This window comes from Aminobacter sp. P4_D5 (assembly GCF_056401815.1).
This window is the reverse complement of the sequence record NZ_JBFUIP010000473.1, coordinates 1-932: the sequence shown is the minus strand read 5'-3', so window position 1 is coordinate 932 and position 932 is coordinate 1. Positions and strand designations below refer to the sequence as shown.

General features: G+C 71.8%; 1 pseudogene. It reads left to right on the top strand.

The window, feature by feature from the left end:
* Nucleotides 1-932 (top strand): annotated as a pseudogene (locus AC1DWF_RS32850) (squalene--hopene cyclase); the annotation flags it as partial.

The window sequence follows — 932 nt, the reverse complement described above, 5'->3', positions numbered from 1 at the left end:
GTCGCCCGTCTGGGACACGGCGCTGGTCAGCCACGCCCTGCTCGAGGCCGGCGGCGGCGAGGAGCGCTCGGCCGTCGCGCGCGGGCTCGACTGGCTGCTGACCAAGGAGATCACGGACGTCCAGGGCGACTGGGCCTGGCAGCGGCCGAACCTCGCCCCCGGTGGCTGGGCCTTCCAATATGAGAACGCCCACTACCCGGACGTGGACGACACCGCCGTGGTGGTGCTCGCCATGGACCGCTTCCGTAAGGAATCGGGTGACCATAAGGGCTACGATCCCGCCGTGACGCGCGCCACCGACTGGACGGTCGGCATGCAGTCCAAGGGCGGCGGCTGGGGCGCCTTCGACGCCGACAACACCTTCCACTACCTGAACCATATTCCCTTCGCCGATCACGGCGCGCTGCTGGATCCGCCCACGGCCGACGTCTCCGGCCGCTGCCTTGCCATGCTGGCGCAGCTCGGGCGTGGCGACGAGGCCGCGTCCAAGGCCGCCATCGAATACCTGCTGCGCGAGCAGGAGGCCGATGGCTCCTGGTACGGCCGCTGGGGCGTGAACTACGTCTACGGCACCTGGTCGGCGCTGACGGCGCTGAACGCGGCGGGCCTGCCGCACGGGCACCAGGCCATGCGGCGCGCCGTCGCCTGGCTGCTCGAGCGGCAGAACGAGGATGGCGGCTGGGGCGAGGACGGGATGAGCTACCCGACGCGCGGCGGCACGCGCCCCGATGTCAGGCAGGACGCACCGAGCTCCGCCAGCCAGACGGCCTGGGCCATCCTCGCCCTGATGGCGGCCGGCGAGGCGGATCACGAGGCGGTGCAGCGCGGCGCCGAATGGCTCACCCGCCACCAGAAGCCCGATGGCGACTGGCCGGAGGAGGACTACACGGGCACCGGCTTCCCGCGCGTCTTCTACCTGCGCTACCACGGCT